Raw genomic sequence first — 23,914 nt, 5'->3', positions numbered from 1 at the left:
TGGTCTTGTCCGGGTGGGACGGGGCGGGGGAGCCGCCGGTCGGCCGCTCCCCCGTTACGTCAACGCCGCAGGCCGAGGCGCTCGATGAGCGCACGGTAGCGGGTGATTTCCTTCTTCTGCAGGTAGTTGAGCAGGCGGCGACGCCGGCCCACCAGCAGCAGCAGACCACGACGGCTGTGGTGGTCGTGCTTGTGCACCTTCAGGTGCTCGGTGAGTTCCGCGATCCGCTTGGTCAGGACCGCGACCTGCACCTCGGGCGAACCGGTGTCGCCCTCGGCGGTCGCGTACTCCGCGCGGATGGCGGCCTTGGCTTCTTGGTCGAGCGCCATTTTCTCCCTGATTTCTTGGGTTGATGCGAATTTTGCCGGCGTCTGTCTTCAGGACTGACGCGGACCGGACCCCGACCCACGGCGTCGTGCAGGCACGCGGGGCCCACGTCGGTAACCCGACGCCTCCATGAGGTTACCAGCTTCCCCCGAACCCGCCCGGCCAAGGGCGTCAGGGCAGGGCGCGGCGGGCGCTTTCGACGTCGGCGGCGATCTGGGCGATCAGCGGCTCGATGCTGTCGTAGCGTTGCTGGCCGCGCAGGTGGGCGACGAAGTCCAGGGCGATCCACTCGCCGTACAGATCACCGGTGAAGTCCAGCGCGTACGCCTCCACCCGGCGCTCCCGGCCGGAGAAGGTGGGATTGGTGCCGACGGAGACGGCGGCCCGCAGCGGCTCCAGCGCCTGCGTGCCGCGCTCGTTGCGCCGGTGCATCCACGCCGCGTAGACCCCGTCGGCGGGGATGGCGGCGAAGCGGTGGCAGAGCAGGTTGGCGGTGGGGAAACCGAGCTCCCGGCCGCGCTGGTCGCCGCGGACGACGACGCCTTCCAGCCGGTGCGGCCGGCCCAGCGCCGCCGCGGCCGCCGCCACGTCGCCGGCGTCGACGCAGGAGCGGATGTAGGTCGAGGAGAAGATCGTGCCGTCCTCGGCGACCAGCGGCGCGGCCTCGACCCCGAAACCGAAGGTCCGGCCGAGCTGCTCCAGCATCGCCACGTCCCCGGCGGCCTTGTTCCCGAAGCGGAAGTTGTCACCGACGACGACCAGCGCGGCGTGCAGGTTCGCCACCAGCACGTCGTGCACGAACTGCTCGGGCGTGAGCCGGGAGAACTCCGGGGTGAAGGGGACCACGCAGAGCGCGTCGACGCCGAGTTGTTCCATCAGCTCCGCCTTGCGGGCGGACTCGGTGAGCACGGCCGGGTGCGAACCGGGGCGGACCACCTCCGAGGGGTGCGGGTCGAAGGTGACCACGACCGAGCGGATGCCCAGCTCCTTGGCGCGCCGCACGGCGTGCCCGATGGTCGCCTGGTGCCCCCGGTGCACGCCGTCGAAGACGCCGATGGTGACCACCGACCGGCCCCAGCCGCTGGGCGCCGCGTCGAACCCCCGCCACCGCTGCATCTGCTTCCTCCCCTGGTGATCCCGCCGGACGGCGGTGGTCCCGATCGCGTCATCCGCCAGCCGGCGGAAGCTCCCGTTGTGTGCTCCGCCGGACGACGGTGGTTCCTGCGTGCTCCGCCGGACGGCGGTGGCCGGCGGCTGCCGTCGTCCGCTCAGGCCGGTGCCAGGACGATCTCCGCGCGGGCCCGGCCGTCCTGCTCGCTGACGATAGCGAGCAGCCGGCCGTCGGGCGCGAACACCGCGTACGGCCCGTCGATGCCGACCGGGTCCAGCGGCCCGCCGTGCGACAGGGTCTTCGTCTCCTGGGCGGTGGCCTCGCGCCGGGCGAAGAAGCGGTCGGCGGCCTGTTCCAGCGAGAGGTTGACAACCTCGGGCGCGCGCTCTTCCAGCTGCGCCAGGGTGGCGGCCTCGGCGAGGGTGAAACCACCCACCGCCGTACGCCGCAGCGCCGTCAGGTGCCCACCGACGCCGAGCCCTGCCCCCAGGTCACGGGCAATGGCCCGGATGTACGTGCCGGAGGAGCAGGTGACGTCGACGTCCACGTCGATCACGTCCGGCTCGTCGCGCCGTACGGCGAGGATCTCGAGCGTGGAGATGGTGACGCGGCGGCTGGGAATCTCGACGGTCTCGCCGTCACGGACCCGCTTGTACGCCCGTTGGCCGTTGATTTTGATGGCGCTGACGGCGCTCGGCACCTGGTCGATCTCACCGGTCAGCGCGGCCAGCCCGGCCGTGATCTGCGCGTCGGTGACGTGACCGGCGGCGATCGTCGCGGTGACGTCACCTTCGGCGTCGTCGGTGACCGTGGTCTGCCCGAGCCGGATGGTCCCGGCGTAGCTCTTGGCGGCGCCGATGACGTAGGTGAGCAGCCGGGTGGCGCGGCCCACGCCGATGACGAGCACACCGGTGGCCATCGGGTCGAGGGTGCCGCCGTGTCCGACCCGGCGGGTTTTCGCCAGCCGGCGGATCCGGGCCACCACGTCGTGCGAGGTCATACCTCCGGGCTTGTCCACCACGATCAGACCGTCTGCGCTCACGTCCGCCAAGCCTGCCAGAAGCCCACCGATCGCCGTACAGCCGGTCGCCCCGGGGTGTCGGGGGTGAAAACGGCTTGCCCAGGGGTGCGAGACTGCTCACATCGATGCATTGATGCGTAGCGCTGCTCAAAGGAGCGGAAATGAAGGGGACGACCCGGTCGAGCCTGCCGGAGTGGATGCTCAATCCACCGCCGCCGCGCCTCACCCTGACGCAGCGACTCACCGCTCCGGTCACCCGCACGCCCCACTGGCAGGCGCTTCAGCAGCGCTGGTGGCGCTGGCAGGACCGGACCCGGCTCTACGACCGCTACCCCACCACGTTCAAGATCACGGCGTTCTTCGTGTCCTGGCTGCTGGCCATGGTGCTGCTCAGCATCGCCTACACGCTCTTCGCGCTGAGCTGAGCCCCGCGCCCGGGTGCTCTTCGCGCTGAGCTGAGCCCGCACCCCGGCCGCTCACCACGGCGGGGTCAGACGCGGGTTGCGCCGATGACCGCCCAGCGGCCGGAGCGCATCCGTGCCAGCGCCCCGACCAGGCGGATCACGATCAGCAGGGTCAGCCCGGCCCAGATGCCGCCGAGACCGAGGTCCAGCCCGTACGCGAGCCAGACCGCCGGCAGGAAGCCGCCGAGCGTGGCGACGATGGTGAGGTTGCGCAGGTACCGCACGTCGCCGGCGCCGATGAGCACCCCGTCGAGGGCGAAGACGATCCCGGCGAGCGGCATCATCGCCACGAACCACGGCCAGGCGACCATCGCCTGCTCGCGTACGGCCGCATCGGTGCTGAACAGGCCGGGGAGGATGCCGGCGCCGGCGGCGATGAGCACGGCGAACCCGATGCCGCAGATGGCCCCGAAGCGGGCGATGCGTTTCGCGAGGGCCTTGGCGGCGGCGGCGTCCTCGGCGCCGAGTGCGGCGCCGACGAGCGACTGGGCGGCGATGGCGAGGGAGTCGAGCAGCAGCGAGGTGAAGAACCACAGCTGCAGGGCGATCTGGTGCGCGCCGACGACGGCGGTGCCGAACCGGGAGGCCACCGCGGTCGCCGACAGGAAGCTCGCCTGGAACGCGGCACCGCGGATCAGCAGGTCCCGGCTGAGCGCCAGTTGCTGCCGGATCATCGTCGGGTGCGGGCGCAGCGACACCCGCTCGGTGATCAGCGCGCTGACGAAGAGCAGTCCGCCGATGGTCTGCGCGGTGGCGTTGGCGATCGCCGACCCGGCGAGCCCGAGGCCGAGTGGATAGACCAGCAGCGGGCAGAGGAGCGCGGAGAGCAGGTTCGGCCCCACCACGAAGATCATCGGTCGGCGGGTGTCCTGGACGCCACGCATCCAGCCGTTGCCGGCGGCGGCGAGCAGCAGCCCGGGCGCGCCGAGGATGGCGATGCGCAGCCAGCCGGCGGTGGCGTCGGCGGTCTCCCCGGCCGACCCGACCAGGAGCCGTGCGATCGGCCCGGCGGCGAGTTGCATGACCACCACGGCGAGCAGCCCCGCGGTCAGCGCCAGCCACGAGGACTGCACCCCCTCGGCGACCGCCCCGGCCCGGTCCCCCGCCCCGAAGCGCCGCGCCGCCCGGCCGGTCGTCCCGTACGCGACGACGGTGCCGATCCAGGCGACCATCGTCATCAGGGTGCCGCCGACGGCGAGCGCGGCGAGCGGCATCGCGCCCAGGTGACCGACGACCGCGGTGTCGACGAGGATGTAGATCGGTTCGGCGGAGAGCACCACCAGCGCCGGGAGGGCGAGCGCCAGAATCCGGCGTACGGATGCGTCGATCGGCGGGGCGGCGTTGGGGCGTACGGTCTGCGGGCTCATCGGCTGTGATTCTGCCACTCGGCCCGTAAGCGACTGAAGGGTCTGAGATCCTTACCATTGCGTCCCACCGGATGATCATGGATCCCTCGGCTGGGAGCAGCCCGGCGCGGGCGCGAGTATCGTGCCGCCGTGGCTGATTTCTGGAAGAACCTGGCGGAGAAGGCGCGCCCCCTGTGGCGGCTACTGGCCAAGGCGGTGGTCCGCAAGTACCGCGAGGATCAGGCCAGCGCCGCGGGCTCGGAGCGGTCCGTGCCGCGCCCGGCCCCGAAGCCCGGCCCGCCGGCGGCCACGTCCAAGACGGGTGCGGCCGGCTCGAAGCCCGCCGGGTCCCCGCGCGCCACGACCAGGGCCACGTCGAAGACGACCGGTAAGCCCGGCACCGCCGCCCCGAAGCCGGGCCCGCGTCCCGGCACGCAGCCCGGCCGGGTTCCCGCCCAGGTGGCCCGCAACTCGCAGGTCGCCGCCCTGCAGCGCCGCAAGCTCGCCTACGCACCCGAGCCGGACGGCGAGGCCGACCCGGGCGAGATCGTCTGGACCTGGGTGCCGTACGAGGACGACCCCAGCCAGGGCAAGGACCGGCCCGTGCTCGTCGTCGGCCGTGACGGCGGCACCGTCTTCGGGCTGATGCTCTCCAGCCAGGACAGCCGCGACGGCCAACGCCACTGGCACCCCCTCGGCCCCGGCAGCTGGGACCGCGACAACCGCCCCAGCTGGGTACGCCTCGACCGCGTCCTCACCGTCGCCGAAAACGGCATCCGCCGCGAAGGGGCCGTACTCGACCGCGCCCGCTTCGACCGCGTCGCGGCCGCCCTCCGCGCCGACCACGGCTGGCACTGACCACACCGTGCAAGCCATCCTCGTTCCAAACCGCCAAGGACGCCGGCTATCCACGAAGATGGCTAAGCATTAGACCATTGAACTTCGATTGGGATCCAGCACGTTCACAGCTGCTGCATCCAGTAATAATTCAAAATCCTCAAGCGTCTCACTTCTGATGAAATCTGCTTCACTCTTATAAATCGGAAGAAGCCACAAAAATCGCGCGCCGCCAGCCTCGGGCGAAGCCCACTCGAGCTCCGGACCGTAAGGGTAAGGAAGGCTCACCAAGAGGTGATCCATCATTGATGTTGGCATCCATGGACGACCGATGTTCATGACTGACCCGACAGTCAATCGATGAGCCTCAAAAGAGTTAAAATCGCTCACCATCGCCAAAGTCTCCGAATGAACATCATCAGCCACGGGCGACATGACGAAGAATTCGCTTCCATTGGCGCTGGAATCAGCTAGAGAGGCACCCACAGTCACGTAGACCCAAGCGTCACCGGCGCGCTTCGGGAAGACTTTATAGGTCATGAACTGTGGAATTCTCTCCAGGATCGGACCGCGATCCCAAGTCGCGAGTTCCACGATGTGACCGTCCCAGAATCTCCGAACATGCCATTCAAGAGCAGCCAGTCGTTCAGTTTCACTGATCATAGCCCTATGCCAAGTCCCACTCAATCAGCCGGGGATGATCCCGGCAGTCACCCAGTCACCCAGGATGCACTCAAGGAGGCTCCGGCTGCCGACCGGATAGACCCAGAGAGTGCCGACCGGCATGCCCCAAAACTCCGCCGCCCTCCGCCTTGCCACATCTGCCGGCATCCGCACCGCAGGGATGGACCCGTCATCCCAGAAGACGACGACGCTGCGCCCGGCTCGCTCGTGATCAAGGAGCAACTCCCGGAGGGCTTGCGCGAACTCCGCTTCGTCGGCACAGGGCAGTCGGGCAGCGTAGGTACCGTCGCGCCAATCGAGCGAAACGCTGTTGAAGGCGGGAAACCTGTTGAGGCTCGCCTGTGCCAGCTCCCGCTCGACCGCCGGGTCGTAAATCTTGCAGACCTGGGCACCGTCCGGGTCGTCGGGATCATTCATGAACCGCGGCAACGCCCACCTGTTGTACGGATGCCCTGCCATCCACGCTCGGAGCTCGTCGTCTTCCCGCTTACCCTTCAGCCACGCCAGGACTTGGCCCAACTCGTTGATGGAGAGACCGCGCTGCTTTCGCAGCTCGGCAGCCCCGGCGAACTGCTCGCTGCGGTCACCACTCCGATCACGAATTGCGGTAGCCAGCTCCACGATGTCGTCCACATCGCGCAACCTGTCGCTGAACAGCAAACCCCAGTCGACGTCACCCACGCCAACCTCCCGGTCCGACGGCACCGGCCGTCATCGATTCCGCCTATCCGGTCCCGGCGTCGGATGCTTCAGCAAGGGCACCGCCGCCACCAGGACCGTGATCATCACCGTTGTCACGGTAGCGTGAAGACGTACCGCCGTTCGCGCCCGCCGAACGCCACCTCCACCTGTGGCACCGTCAAACCGAACTCGGCCACCGCCCAGCCGTACATCGCCGGCGCCAGAGCCTCAAACTGAAAATCGCAGTCGTTGTACCGGAGCGCCCGCACCTCGACGACCTGTTCCCGTCCACCGGCAACCCTCCGTATGGGCGCCACAAGGGACCGAAGACCAAGAGCGAGCATCTGCAGGACAGCAGGAGAGAGCTGCTGCCGGGCAGTCGCGTCCCGCAGCCACAGGCCAGGCCCCACGGACAACGCATCCCGCCCTGCCCCTTCGCGGACCTCGGCGTCAACGTCGATCGCCACACCCCATGACGACTTCAAGACCCGGTACGTGTAGACGCTGCTCACCACCTTCACGTTGTCGAATGGGCGCCTACGTCGCCGCCCTCGCCGTCAGCGGCGTGATCCTGCTCGTCCTGGCCGCGCTGCCGTTACTGTCGCCGAAGACGGCATCCGCCGCAAAGGAGCAGTCCTCGACCGCGCCCGCTTCGACCGCATCGCCGCAGCACTCCGCGCCGGCTACGGCAGGCACTGACCGGGGAGCAGACGAGGCTTCTCCGCCTAGCGGTGGACCGGCACCCGGCGGCGACCGGCGAAGGGCGAGGTCAGCCTGCTGGTGGGGCCGGAACCTGCCACAGGGCGCTGACTGGCAGGGCGCGGAGTCTGTCGCCGAACGGCAGCGTGGAAGTTCCGGTGTAGAGGACGATGCCGGCGATGAAGTCGTCGCCCAGGCGGTCGGCCAGTCGACGTAGCCCGCGGAAGTCGTCCGGTCCGACGGTGCTGGCTGCTTTGACCTCGATGCCGACAACCTGACCGGATCTGTTCTCGAGCACCGCGTCGACTTCGTACCTGCCCTGGTCGCGGTAGTGAGACAGATCGACCAACTGCTCGGACCAGGTGAGCTGGCGGGACAACTCGGACAGGACGAAAGATTCGAGCAGCGGACCGAACGGTGCGCCCGGCCGGAGCAGCGCCCGGGCGTCGGTCGCGATCTCGTTGGCGGCAACCCCCGAGTCCACGAAGATCAGTTTCGGTGCGGCGGTGGCACGGGTGCCGAGGTTGCGGGACCAGCCGGGGATCCGCTTGATCAGGAAGATCTCTTCCAGGGCCTGGAGGTAGCGGGCGATTGTCGGCCGGCTCAGTCCGATGGCGGATTCGAGGGAGTTGGCGGCGATGACGGTCGCGGACCTGCCTGCGAGCAGACGCACGAGCTTGCGTAGTTCACCCTTGTGCTGAATGTCGGACAGCTGCCGCACATCGCGGTCGATGAGCGCTTGAACGTAGGCGTCGAGGAAGCGTTGACGGCGGCGCGGGTCGGCGCGGGTCGTGGCCTCAGGCAGGCCACCGCGCATGATTCGGGCCGCGTAGTCGGCGCGGGTGACGCCCGATTCGTGTCGCAGGTCCGGGCCGAGGGCGAAGACGGCGTCAACGAAGCCGTCCGGCCCGCCGTCGAGTTCGCCTTGGGAGAACGGCCAGAGCTCGACCGTCTCCATCCGACCGGGTAACGCGTCCGGGGCAGCCACCATGCCGAACAGCCGAGAAGACCCGGTGAGCAGGTACCGGCCGGGACGAGGATCCTCGTCCACGGCCGCCTTGATCGCCAGCAGCAGTTCCGGGGCGCGCTGAATCTCGTCGATAACCAGCAGTTCGGAGGAGTCCACGAAACCGACCGGATCGGCGATCGCCGCCGCCCGGTCCTGCGCCCGGTCGAGATCGCGGCGCTCGGCGAGACGATCGCCGGCAACGACGCGGACCAGAGTGCTCTTGCCAGCCTGACGTGCGCCACTGATCAGGACGACGCGGGTGTCGGCCAGGGCGGCGTCGACCTGCGCGGCGGCGCGGCGGGGAACCAAATGCGGTGTGGGCACGCCTCATCATAACCGCGGTGGTTTCGATCTGCGCGGAAGTTGACTTTCGGTCTGCGCAGCCTCCTGCGTTCAAAATGCAGGACCTGATGGCTCGAATTGCGGGCATCACCATTGTCATCGACGAGAAGCCGTCCAACTTCGCCCGAAACGGGCTCGGCCCGTCCGGCAGGACATGCCGAACGGGCCGAGAATCGTCGCCCGCAAGAGCTCTCCGCGGGACAAGCCGAACCTTGACCAAAGGCACCGGCCCGCCATCGATACGCCGGTGGCTACGTCGAATCCGCTCGCATGCCGTACCACCGCCGGAAAGCCCCGTACCACCGCCGGGAACCGACTCAGCAGTCTCGATTCAGTCACAGACGCCCCATCGGGAGTCGATCAAGGCGCCGTACCTTGCCCGGTCAGCCGTACGCTGTGCCAGCTTTTAACCCCCAAGTACGGAGTACACAATGAATCTCGCTCTGGACGTCCTCGCCGCAAGTGAGCTCAGCGAAGGCCAGTTCCTCGGGTACATCGCGGCCCTCGCCGTCAGCGGCCTGCTGCTGGTCGTCCTCGCGGCGCTGCCGCTGGGCGCCTCCACCGGCGGCCGCGTTCTCAACGCCGTGATCGGCCTCGCGATGCTTGGCTACGCCTTCTACCTCTTCTTCATCTTTGAGGGCGGTGACGTGCAGATCTTCCTCTACGTCTTCATCGTTCCGGTGCTGCTGATCGTCCAGACGTTCAAGAGCATCAAGGAGAAGCGCGAAGCGGAGGCAGACGCCCAGGCCCAGGCGCAGGCCCAGGCCCAGGCGCAAGCCCAGGCACAGGCACAGGCACAGGCACAGCCGCCGGCCCAGCCGCAGGCGCCGGCCGCCCCCACCGGGCCCGCGGCCCAGTAAGGGGTCACCTGCTGCGCACAGCCGCAGCGATGACGGCAACAGATGCGGGCCCGTCCGGCGCAGTACGCCGTACGGGCCCGAATCTTTTGATCTTCTCGGAGGGCCGGCGGCTCGCCGCCCGGGTCGTGCGACCTTACTGGCGGCGGTCCATCGAGACCTGCAGCGCGCGGCGGGCCTCTTCGCGGGCCTGGTCGGCGGTGGCGGGCTTGGGCTTCGGCTGAGACTGCATCAAGGTGTCCTTCCAGAGCGCGCAAGGCCACAGCGGCGGCCTGCGACGGCAACGCGGGGCGCCACACGGGCGACTTGCGACGACGGGGTCTGCGTAGGCCCTGGACGCGAGATCCCGGGGTCTCCGGTTCACGCGAGCGGGGCGGCTGAGCCCGGGGTTTGTTGACCCTGGAGGCATCACTTTGTCGGCCTTGCACCTGATCAAGTGGAAAAGGTGCCGCCGAAACCCAAACTAGCGTTAAGGCTCCAAGGTCATCAGTCGTTCCCGCGATCCGGGAAAGCCCCACGAGCGGAGACCGCGCGGCGGGCGCGGGTCAGCGGGCGAAGAAGTGCCAGCCGACCCACCACCAGATGCCGAGCACCCCGATGCGTCCCACCGGCACCGTGCCGACCTCGTAGCGCATCAGGTGGGCGCAGACCATGCCGAGCGTCGGCAGCCGCGAGCCCTCCCGCCGGGCCAGCAACTCCAGGACGCCGACGAGCACCAACGACAGCAGGAAACCTCCGATCGCCACCGCGCGCATCATCGCCGCACCATGCCCCAGAACGCCGCCAGCCAGCCGAAGTACGCCGCCGAGCGGATCATCGCGTCCTCCAGCAGCGGATCACTGAGCCGGGAAAAGGTGGGGAAACCGTCCTTGGTGCCGAAGATGAACGTCGCCGCCTCCAGTACGCCGAAGAGCAGGGCCGGGACCAGCCACCAGAGTGCGGGCGTACGCAACCGCCCACCGGCGGCCCGGCGGGGCACCCGGTTGCCGAGGCCGAGCCAGAGCAGCGCCCCGCCGATCACGATGACGTAGACGTTCGCGGCTGTGGAGAAGGACGGCAGCCGGCCGCCGATCAGCGCGAGGACGGCCATCGCCGGCACCGTGACCGCCGGCCGGTCCCAGACGCGGGGGACGTCGACGGCAAGCTGCTGCGGGGAATCCATCGATCAATTGTGGCCCGCAAGCGGCCCGGCCGAAAGTCGGATATGCCGCCGAGCGGGCCGGCTCACTCCTGGTCGAGTGCGGCGCGGACCCGGGCCAGCACCTCGTCGACGGTGCCGTAGGCGGTGAACCCGGCGGCCAGCCGGTGCCCGCCCCCGCCGAGCGCGATCGCCACCCGGCTGACGTCCACCGCGCCCTTGCTGCGCAGCGAAACCGCCCACTCCCGGGGAGCTGCCTGCTTGAGCACGCAGCTCACATCCGCCTCCGCGGTGGCGCGCACCGGGTCGATCAGCGACTCCAGCACGTACGGCCGCTGCCCGTGCCGCGCCAGGTCGTCCAGGGTCGCGTACGTCCACACCAGCCCGCGCCCGCGCGCGGCCGCCGGCTCCAGCCGGGTACGCGACAGCACCTCGGCGTGCAGCCGTACCGCGCCGTAGGGGCGGGTCTCGAAGATCCGGCGGGAGATCTCGGCCGGCGCGATGCCGGTGGCGAGCAGCCGGGCGGCGAGCTGGTGCACGGCCGGGGTGGTGGAGTCGAAGCGGAACGAGCCGGTGTCGGTGACCAGCGCGATGTAGAGGCACTCGGCGATCGCGGCGTCCAGCGGCACCCCGAGCCGGTCGAGCAGGATCTCGACGACCACGGAGGTGGCGGCGGCGCCCGGGATGACCAGCGGGACGGTGCCGAAGCCGCTGTTGGAGGCGTGGTGGTCGAGCACGATGCTGGGGGCGCGCTCCAGCCGGTCGGCGAGCGCGCCGAGCCGGGAGACGCTCGCCGCGTCGAAGCAGCAGACCAGCGCCGGGTCGGCGGTCGCCTCGTCGGCGGGGACCAGCAATTCGCTGCCGGGCATCGCCGCGTACGGCTCGGGGACGTCCATCGGCCCGGGGAAGGTCGCCTGCACCCGGGTGAAGCCGAGCGTCCGCAGTCCGAGCGCGAAGCCGAGCATGCTGCCGAGCGCGTCGCCGTCGGGGTTGATGTGACAGATCAGCAGCACCCGGGCGTCGCGGGGCAGCCCTTGCAGGGTCTCCACGGCCGCCGCCCACTGCTGCGGCGCCGGACCCGCCGACGACACCCCGGGCGCGTCAGCGCCGGCAGCGCCCACGACCGGACTCACCCCACCGCCGGTCGGCGCCTGGCCCGCGAACCGGCGCCCCGAACCGGCCGGGGTGGCAGTGGAGGGACCAGTTCCCGGGTCCGTGCCCGCTGCCGCACCGGCCGGCGGCGTCACCGGCCCTCGTCCCCGGTCCGCGCCGGAGCGGCTTCCGCGTCGGCCGCGTCGGCCTCTTCGTCGTCCTCGTCGACCCGGTACGGGTTCGGGTCGCCCGCGTAGGCGGCCTGCGCGGCCCGGCGCTGCACCTCGGCGTCGGCGTGCCGAGCGGCCGTCAGCAGGTCGTCGATGTGCTTGGCCTGGTCCAGGACGTTGTCCTGCACGAAGGCCAGCGAGGGCGAGTGGCGCAGTCCGAGCGCCTTGCCCACGGTGCTGCGCAGCAGCCCCTTGGCGCTCTCCAGCGCCGCGGCGGTGCCCGCCTGCTCGGCCTCGTCGCCGAGGACCGTGTAGAAGACCGTCGCCTCACGCAGGTCGGCGGTGATCCGGGCGTCGGTGATGGTGATCATCCCCAGCCGCGGGTCCTTGATCTGCGTACGCACCAGCGACGCGACGAGTTCCTTCACTCGTTCGGCCTGCCTGCGTACCTTGGCCGGGTCACCCATCTTGCCTACCTCCACGCCTGTCCTGCCCCGGCGCCGACAGCTGCGGCACAGGTGTGCCGCGGCCGGCGCCGGCCAACCTTTGGAACATTACCCGCGTAGCGCGCGCCCGCACCTGCGGGCCGATCATCATCGGGCTTCAGTCATCCTCACCGTAGAGGCGCCGGCGCACCGACAGCAGCTCCACCTCGGGGCGGCCGGCGACCAGCCGCTCACAGGAGTCGAGCACCTCGGTCACGTGACCGGCCTCGGCGCCCACCACGGCCACCGCCAGCTCGGCTCGGCCGTGCAGCTCCATCGCGCCGACCTCGGCGGCGGAGACCTCGAAACGCCGCAGGGCGGCAACAATCGGTCGTACGTAGGAACGTTTCGCTTTCAGTGATCGCGAGTCGTTCGGCAGCAGCAGGTCGAATAGCACTGTTCCGGTAAACATCGCCTGCGACGATACGGCGGAAACGGCCGAAGGGCCCACACCTTTTCGGTGTGGACCCCTCGGTCGTGGTTGCCGCTACCGTCAGGCGCGCGGCTTCTCGCGCATCTCGAAGGTCTCGATGATGTCGCCGACCTGGACATTGTTGTAGTTGCCCAGAGTCAGACCACACTCGAAGCCCTCGCGGACCTCGGTCGCGTCGTCCTTGAACCGCTTGAGCGAGCTGATCGTGAGGTTGTCCGCCACGACCGCCCCGTCGCGCAGCAGGCGCGCCTTGGCGTTGCGGCGAATGAGCCCCGACCGGACGATACAACCGGAGATGTTGCCGATCTTGGACGAGCGGAAGACGTCGCGGATCTCCGCGCTGCCGAGCTCGACCTCCTCGTACTCCGGCTTGAGCAGGCCCTTGAGCGCTGCGTCGATCTCCTCGATGGCCTGGTAGATCACGGTGTAGTACCGGATCTCCACGCCCTCGCGGTCGGCGATCTCCCGGACCTTGTTCGAGGCCCGGACGTTGAAGCCGATGATCGTCGCCGCCTCGTCCGAGGCGCTCGCCAGCATGACGTTGCTCTCGGTGATCGCACCGACGCCACGGTCGAGGATCTTGAGCTGAACCTCTTCCGGGATGTCGAGCTTGAACAGCGCGTCCTCCAGGGCCTCCACGGAACCGGAGACGTCACCCTTGAGGATGAGGTTGAGCGAGGTCTTCTCGCCCTCCTTGATCTGCTCCATGAGCGTCTCAAGGGTCGCCCGGCCACGGGAGTTGGCGAAGCTCGCCGCCCGCCGCCGTGCCTGCCGCTGCTCGGCGATCTGCCGGACCGTACGGTCGTCGGCCGCCGCGAGGAACGTGTCGCCCGCGCTCGGCACCGCGGTCAGACCGAGGACCAGCACCGGACGCGCCGGACCAGCCTCGCTGACCTGCTCGCCGTTGTCGTCGAGCATGGCCCGGACCCGGCCGTGCGCACCGCCGGCGACGATCGAGTCGCCTGCCCGCAGCGTGCCCTTCTGGACCAGGACCGTCGCGACCGCGCCGCGCCCCTTGTCGAGGTGCGCCTCGATCGCCACACCCTGCGCCGGCCCGTCGATCGGAGCGGTCAGCTCCAGCGACGCGTCGGCGGTCAGCAGGACGGCCTCGAGCAGCTGCTCGATGCCGATGCCCGGCTTGGCTGCCACGTCGACGAACATCGTGTCGCCGCCATACTCCTCGGCGACCAGTCCGTACTCGGTCAGCTGCTGGCGGACCTTGTCCGGGTTCGCCTCGGGCTTGTCGACCTTGTTGACCGCCACCACGATCGGCACATCGGCCGCCTTGGCGTGGTTCAACGCCTCGATGGTCTGCGGCATGACACCGTCGTCAGCCGCGACCACCAGGATCACGATGTCCGTGACCTGGGCACCACGAGCACGCATGGCGGTGAACGCCTCGTGACCCGGGGTGTCGATGAAGGTGATCGCCCGTTCCTGACCGTCGTGCGGCACGCGGACCTGGTAGGCACCGATGTGCTGGGTGATGCCACCGGCCTCGCCCGCCACGACGTTCGCCTTGCGGATCGCGTCGAGGAGCTTGGTCTTACCGTGGTCGACGTGACCCATGACGGTCACCACCGGCGGCCGGCTGACCAGCCGCTCCTCGTCAACCTCGGCGTCGAGGTTGATGTTGAACTGCGCGAGCAGCTCGCGGTCCTCGTCCTCGGGGCTGACGATCTGCACGTCGAAACCGAGGTGCTCACCGAGCAGCAGCAGGGTCTCGTCAGAGCAGGACTGGGTCGCCGTGACCATCTCGCCCAGGTTGAACATCTCCTGGACCAGCGAACCCGGGTTGGCGTTGATCTTGTCGGCGAAGTCCGAGAGCGACGCACCGCGGGAGAGCCTGACGACCTGACCCTGACCCCGGGGCGCGCCCGAGCTCATGGTCGGAGCCGACAGGTTGTCGAACTCCTGTCTGCGCTGCTTCTTGGACTTGCGGCCACGCGTGGGCCGGCCACCCGGACGCCCGAAGGCACCCGCGGCGCCGCCGCCACGGCCACGGCCACCGCCACCGGGACGGCCACCGCCGCCACCGGGACCACCCGGCCGGAAACCACCACCGGCACCAGCACCGGCGCCACCGCCGGGACCGCCACGGAAACCGCCGCCGGCACCAGCACCGGCGCCGCCACCGGGACCGCCGCGGTAGCCACCGCCACCGCCGCCGCCACCGGGACCGCCACGGAAACCGCCACCGCCGCCGCCACCGGGACGACCTGCGCCGCCACCGGGACCACCCGGACGACCCGCGCCGGGGCCACCACCGGGACGACCCGGACGCTGGCTCGGCATGGAGGCCGGGCTGGGACGAGGCGGCATCGAAGCCGGACTCGGCCGCGGAGGCATGGCGTTCGGGTTGGGACGACCGCCGCCACCCGGACCCGCGGGACGCTGCCCGCTGCCCTGGGTGATGCCGAACGGGTTGTTACCCGCACCGCGTGCCGGCGGACGACCGCCCGGCCGTCCGGGACCCGGCGTCGGCGTACCCGGAGTTGCGGTACGGCCGGCCGCGGGCGAACCCGGGCGGGGCGGCATGGCGCCGGGACCCGGTCCCTTGGGACGCGCGGGACCGCCGTCGGCCGGGGGCTCCCGGCGCGGCGTCTCCCGCTGCTGCTGCCGAGCAGCCTGCGCCGCCTTGACGGCGGCTTCCTGCTCGGCCTTGAGGGCAGCGGCACGCGCCTCAGCGGCCGCCACCTCGATGTCGTGGGCGCTCGCCGGCTTCGCGACCGGCGCTGCCGGCTGCGGAGGACCGGGGACCGGTCCCTTCGGCTTGGCGCCCGGAGCAGCCGGACGCCGCGGGGGCATCGGCTTGGCCGACACGCGGGGCTCACCCGGTGCGGTCGGCTTCGGGGTCGGTGCCGAGGGCGAGGCCGGCTCGGCCGGTGCCTTCGGCTCTGCCGCGGCCGGGGCGGAGCCACCGGCCGACGCGGCGAACGCGCCACGGAGACGTCGGGCGACAGGCGCCTCGACGGTGCTCGATGCGGACTTCACGAACTCGCCCATTTCCTTCAACTTGGCGAGAACGGTCTTACTCTCGACCCCGAGCTCTTTTGCCAGCTCGTGTACGCGGGCCTTACCTGCCACTGCACTCCTCACTCCGAGGTCGTGCGGGCAGCACCCGCAGCGACCTCACTCCTGCACTTGAAGCCTGGTCATTTCAGGAACTTCATCGTGTGCTCATGTCGGTCGTCCTACCTTGCTTGCGGACCCTCGTCCGGCCGGATGACCGGACGCAGCGGATGACGCGTTGATGTGCTCGGCCAGCTCGCCGGTGTCAGGGACACCGGGTGTCCGCAGGGCTCGGGCGAAGGCCCGGCGCCGCTGCGCCAGCGCGAAGCAAGCCGGGTCCCGGTGCAGATGAGCACCTCGACCCGGCAGTCTGCGAGCCGGGTCGGGTCGGAGGCTGTGACCAGCCCCTTCGCCGACCGCGACTATCCGCAGAAGCTCGGCAGCCGCCGCGCGTTGCCGACAACCCACACAGGTTCGCTCCGGCCACGCACGTCGTACCACCACGAAAGTCTACCCCTAGCCGCCCGAGATCGCTCCGCCCGGCTCCCGAGCGTGATCCGAAGGACCCCGTCCGGACCCGTCGGACGACTGTTCGGCGTCCGACCGGATGTCGATCCGCCAGCCGGTGAGCCGTGCCGCGAGCCGGGCATTCTGCCCTTCCCGGCCGATCGCCAGGGAGAGCTGGAAGTCCGGCACGGTCACCCGCGCGGCCCGGTTCGCCAGGTCGACGACCTCGACCCGCAGCGCCTTGGCCGGCGACAGGGCGTTGCCGACGAAGGCCGCCGGGTCGTCCGACCAGTCGATGATGTCGATCTTCTCGCCGTGCAGTTCGCTCATCACCGCGCGCACCCGCTGCCCCATCGGGCCGATGCAGGCGCCCTTGGCGTTCACCCCGGGCACCGTCGACCGGACCGCGATCTTCGTACGGTGGCCCGCCTCACGGGCGATCGCGCCGATCTCCACCGCACCGTCGACGATCTCGGGCACCTCGAGGGCGAAGAGCTTCTTGACCAGGGCCGGATGCGAGCGCGACAGGGTGATCTGCGGACCGCGCATCCCCTTGGCGACGTGCACCACCACGCAGCGGATCCGCTGGCCGTGGGCGTAGATCTCGCCGGGCACCTGCTCGGAGGCGGGTAGGACCGCCTCCAGCTTGCCCAGGTCGATGGTGACGATGCCCTTCTCGGTGCGCGCCTCGTGCGCCTGCACGATGCCGGTGACGAGGTCGCCCTCACGGCCGACGTACTCGCCGAAGTGCACCTCGTCGGTCGCCTCCCGCAGCCGCTGCAGGATGACCTGCTTGGCGGTCATGGCGGCGATCCGCCCGAAGTCGTGCGGGGTGTCGTCCCACTCCCGCACCACGGCGCCGTCCTCGCCCATCTCCTGGGCGTAGACCAGGGCGCTCCCGGTCCGGCGGTCGATCTCCACCCGGGCGTGCGGTTCGGCGCCCTCGGTGTGCCGGTATGCAGTCAACAGCGCGGTCTCGATCGCCGCGAGGATCGTGTCGAACGGGATCTCCCGCTCGCGCTCCAGTGCGCGCAGCGCCGCGAGGTCGATGTTCACCTCTCCTCGTCCTCCACATCATCGTCGTCGTCAGAATCGTCGATCTCGGTCAGTTCCTCGTCGGTGACCTGATCCAGGCGGCTGAACTCCACCTGGACCCGTCCCGGGCCGAGATCGGTGTAGCGGTGGGCGGTCTGCTGACCGTCCTGATCCAGTGTCACCGTTTCGTCATCGGCCGACACCACTCGCGCGGTGATCTGCCGGTCACCCTCGCCCGCGTCCGCCTGCGGCGCGCCACCCTTGACGGTGACCTTCACCAGGCGTCCGGCGTTGCGCCGCCAGTGGCGGGGCAGGATCAGCGGGCGGTCCACGCCGGGCGAGGAGACCTCGAGCTGGTACTCGCCGGCGACCAGATCGCCGCCGGCCTCCTCGGCGGCGTCCAGCGCCGCGGAAACCGCCCGGGAGACCTCGGCGACCGAGTCCAGCCCGATGCCGCCGTCACCGTCGACGATCACCCGGACGATGTGCCGCCGGCCGGCGCGCGAGACGGAGACCTCCTCGAGGTCGTATCCGGCCTCGGTCACCACCGGCTCGATCACTGCCCGCAACTGCGCCCGGCGATTCGCAAGGTCGCTCTTCGGTCGCGCAGTGGTCCTCGGCCCAGTCGCCGACCTGCCGGCACGGCCACGCTGCGTCATCTCCGCACCCCTCTCCGGTCGACTTCGCCGCAACCCTGCCGGCAAAGCAAGCACGCCCCCTGGCCGATTGGCATCAGGTGGCTGCGCAGAGCGTAACGCGCCGCGCGGTAAGGCGGACGGCCGCCGCACCGACCACTGTCCCCACCATCGAGCGCCATGGTGTTGACTGATCCGGTGGGGAACGGGAGCACAACTCAGCGCGACGACGTATCCGGGCATTCCCGACGTGCGCTGCTACGGATGACGGCCACACTCGCCCTGGCAGGCAGCGTTGTACCGCTGACAGCCTGTGATCTTCTCGGCCGGGATCCGGCACCGGATCCAGCGGCGGATCCGCTGGCCCCGATGATCGCCACCGCGCTGGACCTCGCCGCCCGGTGTCAGGAGATCGCCGCGGCCCATCCTGACCAGGCCGGCCTGCTGGCGCCGATCTCCGCCGGGCACCTGGCCCACGCGCAGGCGCTGGCCGCGGTGACCGGGGCGGCGTCGCCCAGCGCGGCGCCGACCGCCGGCACCGGAAACGCGATGCCCGACGCGCCGGCGGCCCTTGCCGCGCTGCGCGAGGCCGAGCAGGCCGGACGTGAGCAGGCCGCCGGGCTCTGCCTGGCGGCGCCGGCCGAACGGGCCGCGCTCGTCGGCTCCATCGCGGCGGCTCTGGCGACGTACGTGGAGGTCCTGAAGTGAACACCGAACTCGTCGCCACCCTGCGGGCCGAGTACGCCGCCATCTTCGCGTACGGGGTGATCGGGGTACGCCTGCCCGAGGCCCTGGCCCGGGCCGCCCGCAACGCCGAGGCCGCGCACCGGGCCCGGCGTGACGAACTGCTGGTCCAGTTGAGCGCGGCCGGCGTCGGGATTCCGGGCGAGCAGCCCGCCTACGAACTGCCCTTCAAGGTCACCGACGAGGCGTCGGCGCTGCGGCTGGCGATCGAGGTCGAGGAGCGCACCGGCGCGTACTGGCGGGCGGTGCTGCCGGTGACCGCCGGGGACGGCCGCGCGCCGGCGCTCGACGCGCTGACCGGGTGCGCCCGGCGGGCGACCTACTGGCGCCGGCAGGCGGGAGTGTCGCCGATCGTTGTCGACTTCCCCGGCCGGACCGCCTGACGCTCGGCCCGACCTGCGCCGCGCCGCGGGCGGACCGCGCGCTTGCCAACGCCATACCGGGTATGCATACTCGGTATCCATGACGATTCGCCATGGCCTGCTCGCCCTGCTCGAACGCGGGCCCATGTACGGCTACCAGCTACGCGCCTCCTTCGAGGAGGCCACCGGGGCGACCTGGCCGCTGAACATCGGGCAGGTCTACACGACCCTGAGCCGGCTGGAACGCGACGGGCTGGTCACGGCCCTGCCGGAGGACACCGACGGCAAACGACCGTACGAGATCACCCCCGAGGGGCGCACCGAGATCGCCCTCTGGTTCGCCTCCCCGATCAGCCGCGCCGACCGGCCCCGCGACGAACTGGCGATCAAACTGGCGCTGGCGCTCTCCACCCCGGGCGTCGACGTCGGCGCCGTCGTGCAGACCCAGCGCAGCGCCACCATGCGCACGCTGCAGGAACTCACCCGGCTCAAAACCCGCGGCACCGAACCCGGCGCGCTCTCCTGGCGGCTGGTGCTGGAGTCGCTGGTCTTCCAGGCCGAGGCGGAGCTGCGCTGGCTCGACTACTGCGAGGCGAGCGTCCTGCGCGAACCACCACCGCCGACCCGCCGTACCGCAAGGGCTGTCGGCACCGACGCCGGGTACACGCACGACACCTCGGCGGCCGAGAGCGAGGCGTCCGCGTGAGGGCCGCTCCGGCCCGGCCCGTCCTGGAACTCTCGGCGGTGCACCGCACGCACGGCACGGGCGCGGCGGCGGTGCACGCCCTGCGCGGCGTCACCCTGACTGTCCGCCCCGGCGAACTGGTCGCCGTCATGGGGCCCTCCGGCTCCGGCAAGTCGACCCTGCTGCACCTCGCCGGCGGCCTCGACAGCCCCACCGAAGGCGAGGTCCGCGTCGAAGGGCAGTCCCTGCGCACCCTCAACCGCCGCCACCTGGCCCAGCTGCGCCGCCGCAGCATCGGGTACGTCTTCCAGGACCTCAACCTGCTCGCCGGACTGACCGCCGTGGAGAACGTCGCGCTCCCGCTGGAGCTGGACGGCAAGGGCGTACGCGCCGCACGACGGCTCGCCATCGCCGCACTGTCGGAGGTGGGCCTCACCGAGAAGGCGGCCCGCTTCCCCGACGAGCTCTCCGGCGGCCAGCAGCAGCGGGTCGCCATCGCCCGTGCGCTGGTCGGCGAACGCCGGCTGGTGCTCGCCGACGAACCGACCGGGGCGCTCGACTCGCAGACCGGCGAGCAGATCCTGCGGCTGCTGCGGGCCCGCATCGACGCCGGCGCCGCCGGGATGCTCGTCACCCACGACTCCCGGCACGCCGCCTGGGCCGACCGGGTCGTCTTCCTCCGCGACGGTGTCGTCATCGACACCAGCGGCCCGCTCGCCGGCGCCGAATCGCTGCTGGGATCGGTGCGATGAGCGGCTGGCGTACGGCGCTGCGCATCGCGGCGCGGGAAACCCGGCGGTCCCGGGGCCGCAGTGCCCTGGTGCTGGCGATGATCGCGTTGCCGGTCCTGGGGATGGGCTTCGCCGCCACGGCGTACGACATGTTCACGCTGACCGCCGAGGAGCGGCTGGATCGGACACTCGGACAGGCCGACGCCTCGGTGCGGTGGTTCGCCGGCAGCCCGGTCACCCAGGATGCTGTCGGCCGCAATTGGTCGGCCGCAGGCGGCTACCGGACCAAGCCGCCGACCGAGGACGAGATTCTGGCCGTCCTGCCGCCAGGGAGCAGCGCCACGCAGGCACGCGACAACTGGGTGGAGCTGGAGACCGCGACCGGCCGGGGCCAGCTGCGGGTCCTCGGACTCGACCTGAGCGACCCTCTCACCACCGGAATGTGGACCCTGGTCTCCGGTACGGCACCCCGGGGTGAGGCCGAGGCCGTCGTCACCACCCAGGCCGCGAAGCGACTCGGGGTGACCCGAGGCGGCGAGGTGATCGTCGGCGGAGGCGAACGTCGCTTCACCGTGACCGGGATCGTGGAGTTCCCCAACTCCCTCACCGAGATCGTGGCGATATCCCCGACGGCGCTGCGCGAGATCACCGGCGAAACCGCCGAGTATCACTGGCTCATCGACACCCCTGCACCCGTCGACTGGGAGCAGGTCCAGCAGCTCAACCGGCACGGCCTGGTGGTCGAATCTCGCGCGGTCGTGCTGGATCCGCCCGACACCGCGCCACCTCCCGCCGACGAGAACGGCCGGTTCGCCGCCATCGGCATCCTCATCGCCGGGCTGGGCATCCTGGAGATCGTGTTGCTGGCCGGGCCGGCCTTCGCCGTCGGTGCCCGCCGACGCAGCCGTGAGCTGGCCCTGGTCGCCGCGGCCGGGGGCAACGCGGCCCAACTGCGGCGCATCGTCCTCGCCGACGGTGTCCTGCTCGGCCTCGCGGGCGCACTGGCCGGCCTGCTGCTCGGTGTCCTGACCGCCTTCGCCACCCGGGGACTGCTGGAAGGGTTCCTCTTCCATCAGCGTGCCGGAGGTTACCGGGCGTTCCCGCTCGCCCTCGCCGGCATCGCCGTCCTCGCGGTGCTCACCGGCACCGCCGCGGCGCTGATCCCTGCCTTCACCGCCGCGAGGCAGTCCGTCGTGGCGGGGCTGACGGGACGGCGCGGCGCCGTCCGCTCCCGGCGTCGCTGGATCCTGCTCGGCGCGACACTCGTCGTCGCCGGCGGCGCACTGGCCGGGTACGGCGCACAGCAGGTCGACATCGCCGGCACCCTCGGCGGGCTGATCCTGGTGCAGATCGGGCTGGCCGTCTGCACGCCCAGCCTGATCGGCCTGATCGCCAAGGCCGGGACGGTTCTGCCGCTGGCGCCACGGCTCGCCCTGCGGGACACCGCCCGCAACCGGGCCTCCGCAGCCCCGGCTGTCTCGGCGGTGATGGCTGCGGTGGCCGGGGCGGTGCTGATGGGTACCTACCTCGACAGTGAACGCGCGAGCAGTGCCGCCGGCTACCAGCCCTCCGCGCCGCTTGGCACTGTCATGGTTGTCAGCCCGACCGCCGTGCTGGGGGACCAGAAACAGCGGATCAGGACCGCCGTCGCCGACCGGGCAGTGTCGAACACCCTCACCGAGATCCATATGACAGCCTGCCCGGCAGGGATCGCCGAGGGCCCCGGGCGTTGCTACCTCGTGGTGAGCATGCCACCGGAGCAGATCTGCCCCAATCCGAGCGGCCGCTCGACGGACGAACTCTCCCAGGATGAGATTCGGCGGCTCCGGGCCGACCCCCGCTGCAACGACGCGCCCCGCTTCTACCAGAGCAGTATCAGTCTGCAGGAGGTGGTCGACGACGGCTCGGCCCTGGCCACACTGACCGGGGCAACCGGCGACGATCTCGCCAAGGCACAACGGACTCTCCGGACCGGAGGTGTGGTGGTCGACGACGCGCGCTACCTCGTCGACGGACAGGTGACGGTGCAGATCCACCGACCGGACGAGGCGGACCCGGGCAGCCTCACCGTGCCGGGTCATGCACTCACCAGCGGCGTGGGAAACCAGCTGACGTTCTTCTCGCCCGACGTGGTCGAGCAGGCCGGACTGGCCATCCGGCACAGCGGCTACGCGGCCGGCACGGCCGACGGGCTGACCCAGGCGGAGCAGGACGCCCTCACCGCCGCCGTACTGGCGGTGGCACCGGAGATCGAGGTGGCTGTCGAGCGGGGCCACACCGCCGATCAGAACAACACATCGCTCATCCTGGCGCTGGCCGCCGGGGTGATCGCACTCGGCGCCGCCGGGATCGCGACCGGGCTCACCGCCGCCGACGGCCGCCGCGACCTCTCCACCCTGGCCGCGGTCGGCGCCAGTCCCGGCGTACGACGGAGACTGTCGCTCAGCCAGGCGGGAGTGATCGCCGGGATCGGCGCGCTGCTCGGGGCGGCGGTGGGCCTGGGCTCGGCGTTCGTGATCCTGACCGCACTGAACTCCGGGCAGGAGCGGGTCCTCCTCGTCAGCCATCCGTACCCGTTGGTGGTGCCGTGGAGCGCCCTGGGGCTGCTGCTGGTGGTACCCCTGATCGCAATGGCGGGCGCGGGGCTGCTCACCCGCTCGCGGTTGCCGATCGAGCGCCGATTCGGCTGAGATCGCGACCGGGATCGCGGTCCGCCTGAGAACCTGAGACCGCGGAGAGTTCCGGCCCGGCGCCACGGGGGCGCCGGGCCGGAACGGTTGCACGACTGTCAGGTGATCTGGACGCCGATCAGCAGGCCGATCAGGTAGGTGGCGCCTGCGGCGGCGACACCGAGCAGCAGCTGACGCGCGCCGCTGCGCCACCAGCGCTTGCCGGTGAAGCGGGCAACGATCGCGCCGGCCACGAAGAGCCCCACCGCACCGAAGCCGAGCGCCAGCCAGAGCGAGGTGAACCCGAGCAGGTACGGCAGCAGCGGCACGATCGCGCCGATCGAGAAGCAGACGAAGGACGAGATCGCGGCGATCCACGGGCTCGGCCGGTCGTCGGGGTCGACGCCCAGCTCCTCCCGGACGTGGGCGCGCAGCTCCTCCTCCGGGTTCTTCGCAAGCGCCGCCGCGAGCTGCTCGGCGACCTCCTCGGGCACACCGCGGCGCACCCAGGCCTGGGCCAGCTCCCACGCCTCGGCTTCCGGGTTGAGCTCCAGCTCCCGGCGTTCCTTGGCGATCTCGGCGGCGACCTGCTCGTTGGCGGAGCTGACGCTGGTGTACTCCCCCAGCCCCATCGAGATGGCGCCGGCGACCAGGCCCGCGACACCGCTGAGCAGGATGTTGTCGGCGGAGACGCCGCCACCGCCGACGCCGGCGATGAGGGCGATGTTGGTGACCAGCCCGTCCATCGCGCCGAAGACCGCCGGACGCAGCCAGCCGCCGGAGACGTCGGCGTGGTGGTGCTCCCGGAACGCAGCGGGAATCTCGGCCACCTCCTCGA

The 23,914-nt window shown here is 70.9% G+C and carries 25 protein-coding genes and 1 pseudogene; 8 read left to right on the top strand and 18 right to left on the bottom strand.

Annotated elements, in window-relative coordinates:
• Positions 1 to 59 precede the first annotated feature (59 nt).
• The 3 genes from rpsO to truB form a co-directional block, all read right to left on the bottom strand.
• A complete protein-coding gene (rpsO, locus tag ACK8GG_RS10445; RefSeq protein WP_440350014.1) occupies positions 60 to 329 on the bottom strand; it encodes a 30S ribosomal protein S15 in 270 nt (89 codons plus the stop codon).
• Positions 330 to 498: 169 nt separating this feature from the next.
• A complete protein-coding gene (locus tag ACK8GG_RS10440; protein WP_440353495.1) occupies positions 499 to 1,443 on the bottom strand; it encodes a bifunctional riboflavin kinase/FAD synthetase in 945 nt (314 codons plus the stop codon).
• Between the two features lie 152 nt (positions 1,444 to 1,595).
• Positions 1,596 to 2,480, bottom strand: a complete 885-nt coding sequence (gene truB, locus ACK8GG_RS10435; protein WP_440353494.1) for a tRNA pseudouridine(55) synthase TruB — start codon at positions 2,478 to 2,480, stop codon at positions 1,596 to 1,598.
• A 140-nt stretch (positions 2,481 to 2,620) separates the two neighbouring features.
• Between truB and ACK8GG_RS10430 the strand changes: the two genes are divergently transcribed.
• Complete coding sequence (locus ACK8GG_RS10430) at positions 2,621 to 2,884, top strand: hypothetical protein (protein WP_440353493.1); 264 nt, start codon at positions 2,621 to 2,623, stop codon at positions 2,882 to 2,884.
• 65 nt (positions 2,885 to 2,949) lie between these two features.
• Here ACK8GG_RS10430 and ACK8GG_RS10425 read toward each other — a convergent pair whose 3' ends face one another.
• The gene (locus tag ACK8GG_RS10425) at positions 2,950 to 4,290 is read right to left on the bottom strand and encodes an MATE family efflux transporter (RefSeq protein WP_440353492.1); all 1,341 of its coding nucleotides are present in this window, start codon (positions 4,288 to 4,290) and stop codon (positions 2,950 to 2,952) included.
• Positions 4,291 to 4,710: 420 nt separating this feature from the next.
• Between ACK8GG_RS10425 and ACK8GG_RS10420 the strand changes: the two are divergent.
• Positions 4,711 to 5,127: pseudogene (locus tag ACK8GG_RS10420) on the top strand (type II toxin-antitoxin system PemK/MazF family toxin); the annotation flags it as partial.
• Positions 5,128 to 5,196: 69 nt separating this feature from the next.
• Here the strand turns inward: ACK8GG_RS10420 and ACK8GG_RS10415 are convergent.
• The 4 genes from ACK8GG_RS10415 to ACK8GG_RS10400 form a co-directional block, all read right to left on the bottom strand.
• Positions 5,197 to 5,769 carry a suppressor of fused domain protein gene (locus ACK8GG_RS10415; RefSeq protein WP_440353491.1) on the bottom strand — a complete coding sequence of 191 codons (573 nt, stop codon included), beginning with the start codon at positions 5,767 to 5,769 and terminating at the stop codon, positions 5,197 to 5,199.
• Between the two features lie 24 nt (positions 5,770 to 5,793).
• Positions 5,794 to 6,471, bottom strand: coding sequence for a hypothetical protein (locus tag ACK8GG_RS10410; RefSeq protein ID WP_440353490.1), 678 nt, complete (start codon positions 6,469 to 6,471; stop codon positions 5,794 to 5,796).
• Between the two features lie 113 nt (positions 6,472 to 6,584).
• Positions 6,585 to 6,983 carry a hypothetical protein gene (locus ACK8GG_RS10405; RefSeq protein WP_440353489.1) on the bottom strand — a complete coding sequence of 133 codons (399 nt, stop codon included), beginning with the start codon at positions 6,981 to 6,983 and terminating at the stop codon, positions 6,585 to 6,587.
• A gap of 257 nt (positions 6,984 to 7,240) precedes the next feature.
• Positions 7,241 to 8,503 carry an ATP-binding protein gene (locus ACK8GG_RS10400; RefSeq protein ID WP_440353488.1) on the bottom strand — a complete coding sequence of 421 codons (1,263 nt, stop codon included), beginning with the start codon at positions 8,501 to 8,503 and terminating at the stop codon, positions 7,241 to 7,243.
• A 449-nt stretch (positions 8,504 to 8,952) separates the two neighbouring features.
• On the opposite strand from ACK8GG_RS10400, the gene ACK8GG_RS10395 reads away from it, so the two are divergent.
• The gene (locus tag ACK8GG_RS10395) at positions 8,953 to 9,381 is read left to right on the top strand and encodes a hypothetical protein (RefSeq protein ID WP_440353487.1); all 429 of its coding nucleotides are present in this window, start codon (positions 8,953 to 8,955) and stop codon (positions 9,379 to 9,381) included.
• Between the two features lie 542 nt (positions 9,382 to 9,923).
• Here the strand turns inward: ACK8GG_RS10395 and ACK8GG_RS10390 are convergent.
• The 9 genes from ACK8GG_RS10390 to rimP all read right to left on the bottom strand — a co-directional run bounded on the left by ACK8GG_RS10390 (position 9,924) and on the right by rimP (position 17,909).
• The gene (locus tag ACK8GG_RS10390) at positions 9,924 to 10,133 is read right to left on the bottom strand and encodes a DUF6186 family protein (protein ID WP_440353883.1); all 210 of its coding nucleotides are present in this window, start codon (positions 10,131 to 10,133) and stop codon (positions 9,924 to 9,926) included.
• Positions 10,133 to 10,540, bottom strand: coding sequence for a hypothetical protein (locus ACK8GG_RS10385; RefSeq protein WP_440353486.1), 408 nt, complete (start codon positions 10,538 to 10,540; stop codon positions 10,133 to 10,135). The genes ACK8GG_RS10390 and ACK8GG_RS10385 overlap by 1 nt, the downstream gene beginning before the upstream one ends.
• A 62-nt stretch (positions 10,541 to 10,602) precedes the next feature.
• The gene (locus ACK8GG_RS10380) at positions 10,603 to 11,649 is read right to left on the bottom strand and encodes a DHH family phosphoesterase (protein WP_440353485.1); all 1,047 of its coding nucleotides are present in this window, start codon (positions 11,647 to 11,649) and stop codon (positions 10,603 to 10,605) included.
• Between the two features lie 110 nt (positions 11,650 to 11,759).
• Positions 11,760 to 12,245: a 30S ribosome-binding factor RbfA gene (gene rbfA / locus ACK8GG_RS10375; RefSeq protein WP_440353882.1), complete on the bottom strand. Its 486-nt coding sequence runs from the start codon at positions 12,243 to 12,245 to the stop codon at positions 11,760 to 11,762.
• A 136-nt stretch (positions 12,246 to 12,381) separates the two neighbouring features.
• The gene (locus ACK8GG_RS10370; protein ID WP_440350004.1) at positions 12,382 to 12,675 is read right to left on the bottom strand and encodes a DUF503 domain-containing protein; all 294 of its coding nucleotides are present in this window, start codon (positions 12,673 to 12,675) and stop codon (positions 12,382 to 12,384) included.
• A gap of 81 nt (positions 12,676 to 12,756) precedes the next feature.
• Complete coding sequence (gene infB / locus ACK8GG_RS10365; protein ID WP_440350003.1) at positions 12,757 to 15,783, bottom strand: translation initiation factor IF-2; 3,027 nt, start codon at positions 15,781 to 15,783, stop codon at positions 12,757 to 12,759.
• A 93-nt stretch (positions 15,784 to 15,876) separates the two neighbouring features.
• A complete protein-coding gene (locus ACK8GG_RS10360) occupies positions 15,877 to 16,209 on the bottom strand; it encodes a YlxR family protein (protein WP_440350002.1) in 333 nt (110 codons plus the stop codon).
• 15 nt (positions 16,210 to 16,224) lie between these two features.
• A complete protein-coding gene (gene nusA, locus ACK8GG_RS10355) occupies positions 16,225 to 17,271 on the bottom strand; it encodes a transcription termination factor NusA (RefSeq protein WP_440350001.1) in 1,047 nt (348 codons plus the stop codon).
• Positions 17,268 to 17,909, bottom strand: a complete 642-nt coding sequence (gene rimP / locus ACK8GG_RS10350) for a ribosome maturation factor RimP (protein WP_440350000.1) — start codon at positions 17,907 to 17,909, stop codon at positions 17,268 to 17,270. The genes nusA and rimP overlap by 4 nt, the downstream gene beginning before the upstream one ends.
• Positions 17,910 to 18,140: 231 nt before the next feature.
• Between rimP and ACK8GG_RS10345 the strand changes: the two genes are divergently transcribed.
• The 5 genes from ACK8GG_RS10345 (at position 18,141) to ACK8GG_RS10325 (ending at position 23,097) form a co-directional block, all read left to right on the top strand.
• A complete protein-coding gene (locus ACK8GG_RS10345; protein WP_440353881.1) occupies positions 18,141 to 18,593 on the top strand; it encodes a hypothetical protein in 453 nt (150 codons plus the stop codon).
• Positions 18,590 to 19,012, top strand: a complete 423-nt coding sequence (locus ACK8GG_RS10340) for a ferritin-like domain-containing protein (protein ID WP_440349999.1) — start codon at positions 18,590 to 18,592, stop codon at positions 19,010 to 19,012. The genes ACK8GG_RS10345 and ACK8GG_RS10340 overlap by 4 nt, the downstream gene beginning before the upstream one ends.
• 79 nt (positions 19,013 to 19,091) lie before the next feature.
• A complete protein-coding gene (locus ACK8GG_RS10335; protein ID WP_440353481.1) occupies positions 19,092 to 19,697 on the top strand; it encodes a PadR family transcriptional regulator in 606 nt (201 codons plus the stop codon).
• A complete protein-coding gene (locus ACK8GG_RS10330; protein ID WP_440353480.1) occupies positions 19,694 to 20,428 on the top strand; it encodes an ABC transporter ATP-binding protein in 735 nt (244 codons plus the stop codon). Before ACK8GG_RS10335 ends, ACK8GG_RS10330 begins: the two co-directional genes overlap by 4 nt.
• Positions 20,425 to 23,097: an ABC transporter permease family protein gene (locus ACK8GG_RS10325; RefSeq protein ID WP_440356180.1), complete on the top strand. Its 2,673-nt coding sequence runs from the start codon at positions 20,425 to 20,427 to the stop codon at positions 23,095 to 23,097. The genes ACK8GG_RS10330 and ACK8GG_RS10325 overlap by 4 nt, the downstream gene beginning before the upstream one ends.
• A gap of 98 nt (positions 23,098 to 23,195) precedes the next feature.
• Here the strand turns inward: ACK8GG_RS10325 and ACK8GG_RS10320 are convergent, their stop codons facing one another.
• Entirely contained in the window at positions 23,196 to 23,906 is a 711-nt protein-coding gene (locus tag ACK8GG_RS10320; protein WP_440350308.1) for a VIT1/CCC1 transporter family protein, read from the bottom strand.
• Positions 23,907 to 23,914: the final 8 nt, after the last annotated feature.

Source organism: Melissospora conviva, from assembly GCF_049523535.1.
Lineage (GTDB): Bacteria > Actinomycetota > Actinomycetes > Mycobacteriales > Micromonosporaceae > Melissospora > Melissospora conviva.
The sequence above is the reverse complement of the archived record's forward strand: the minus strand, read 5'-3'. Positions and strand labels throughout refer to the sequence as shown.

Bases quoted from the DNA above. Each gene is read 5' to 3' on its own strand.
- rpsO (WP_440350014.1), bottom strand. From the start codon at position 329: ATGGCGCTCGACCAAGAAGCCAAGGCCGCCATCCGCGCGGAGTACGCG.
- ACK8GG_RS10440 (WP_440353495.1), bottom strand. From the start codon at position 1,443: ATGCAGCGGTGGCGGGGGTTCGACGCGGCGCCCAGCGGCTGGGGCCGG.
- ACK8GG_RS10430 (WP_440353493.1), top strand. From the start codon at position 2,621: ATGAAGGGGACGACCCGGTCGAGCCTGCCGGAGTGGATGCTCAATCCA.
- ACK8GG_RS10425 (WP_440353492.1), bottom strand. From the start codon at position 4,290: ATGAGCCCGCAGACCGTACGCCCCAACGCCGCCCCGCCGATCGACGCA.
- ACK8GG_RS10415 (WP_440353491.1), bottom strand. From the start codon at position 5,769: ATGATCAGTGAAACTGAACGACTGGCTGCTCTTGAATGGCATGTTCGG.
- ACK8GG_RS10395 (WP_440353487.1), top strand. From the start codon at position 8,953: ATGAATCTCGCTCTGGACGTCCTCGCCGCAAGTGAGCTCAGCGAAGGC.
- ACK8GG_RS10390 (WP_440353883.1), bottom strand. From the start codon at position 10,133: ATGCGCGCGGTGGCGATCGGAGGTTTCCTGCTGTCGTTGGTGCTCGTC.
- ACK8GG_RS10385 (WP_440353486.1), bottom strand. From the start codon at position 10,540: ATGGATTCCCCGCAGCAGCTTGCCGTCGACGTCCCCCGCGTCTGGGAC.
- rbfA (WP_440353882.1), bottom strand. From the start codon at position 12,245: ATGGGTGACCCGGCCAAGGTACGCAGGCAGGCCGAACGAGTGAAGGAA.
- ACK8GG_RS10370 (WP_440350004.1), bottom strand. From the start codon at position 12,675: ATGTTTACCGGAACAGTGCTATTCGACCTGCTGCTGCCGAACGACTCG.
- rimP (WP_440350000.1), bottom strand. From the start codon at position 17,909: ATGACGCAGCGTGGCCGTGCCGGCAGGTCGGCGACTGGGCCGAGGACC.
- ACK8GG_RS10335 (WP_440353481.1), top strand. From the start codon at position 19,092: ATGACGATTCGCCATGGCCTGCTCGCCCTGCTCGAACGCGGGCCCATG.
- ACK8GG_RS10325 (WP_440356180.1), top strand. From the start codon at position 20,425: ATGAGCGGCTGGCGTACGGCGCTGCGCATCGCGGCGCGGGAAACCCGG.